Consider the following 1,278-nt stretch of genomic DNA (forward strand, 5'->3'; position numbering starts at 1 on the left):
GTGGCCGGCATCATCAAGATGGTGCAAGCCATGCGGCACGAGGTGCTGCCGAAGACGCTGCACGTGGACGAGCCGTCCTCGCATGTGGACTGGTCCGCGGGGGCTGTGAGGCTGCTGACCGAGGCCCAGTCGTGGCCGGAGACGGGGCAGGCGCGCCGTGCGGCGGTGTCCTCGTTCGGAATCAGCGGCACCAACGCCCACATCATCCTTGAGGCGGCGCCCGTCCCCGAGGCCCCCGAGGCCCCGGAGGAGGATGTGGTAAGGCCATCGGAACACCTGCTGCCGTGGGTGATCTCGGGGAAGTCCGAGGCCGGCTTGCGGGCGCAGGCGCGACGGTTGCGTGCGCTTGTCGCCGAGCATCCGGAGTGGTCCCCGGCGGATGTGGGTCACTCCCTGGTGACGACGCGTTCGGCATTGCCGCATCGAGCCGTGGTGCTGGGCCGGGACATCGACGCTCTGCTCGATGCCCTGGATTCGGCCGCTGGGGGACTGGGCTCGCGCAACGTGGTGGAGGGCCAGGCTCCGGTGGCGGCTGGTGCTGGCCGGGTAGGAGTGTTGTTCTCGGGTCAGGGTGCGCAGCGGTTGGGTATGGGGCGGGAGTTGTACGACCGTTTCCCTGTTTTTGCGGATGCTTTTGATGGTGTGTGTGGTGAGTTGGAGCGGGCGTTGGGTTCGTCCGTGCGCGGGGTGGTGTGGGGCGAGGACCAGGATGCGCTGAACCAGACGGTGAACGCGCAGGCCGGGTTGTTCGCGGTCGAGGTGGCGCTCTTCCGGTTGCTGGAGTCTTTCGGTATCGCGCCCGATGTACTCGTCGGTCATTCGGTGGGTGAGCTGGTGGCGGTGCATGTGTCCGGCGTGCTGTCTCTCGAGGACGCGTGCACGCTGGTTGCTGCGCGGGGTCGGCTGATGCAGGCGCTGCCCGAGGGCGGGGCGATGCTCGCTGTCCAGGCCCGCGAGGAGGAGATCGTCCCGCTGCTGGGTGAGTCGGTGTGGCTTGCTGCGGTCAATGGGCCGGAGTCGGTGGTGGTGTCCGGTGATGTCGATGCGGTGGAGGTTGTGCGGGAGTGGGCGAAGCGACAGGGCCGTAAGGCGAATCGGCTGCGGGTTTCGCATGCGTTTCACTCGCATCGGATGGACGGCATGCTGGAGGAGTTCGCCCGGGTAGCGGGGCAGTTGACGTACCGGGCGCCGCAGATTCCTGTGATCTCCACCCTCACCGGTGAGGCTGCTTCTGAGGAGGAGTTGTGCTCGCCGGCGTACTGGGTGCGTCAGGTACGG

At 67.7% G+C, this 1,278-nt stretch carries 1 protein-coding gene; it reads left to right on the forward strand.

Annotated features, from left to right (window positions below):
• Nucleotides 1-30 precede the first annotated feature (30 nt).
• Nucleotides 31-1,278, forward strand: a 1,248-nt coding sequence (locus tag AB0D04_RS42700) for an acyltransferase domain-containing protein (protein ID WP_362712886.1), incomplete at its 3' end; no start/stop codon positions are given.

The organism is Streptomyces sp. NPDC048483 (genome assembly GCF_040651455.1).
Taxonomy (GTDB): domain Bacteria; phylum Actinomycetota; class Actinomycetes; order Streptomycetales; family Streptomycetaceae; genus Streptomyces.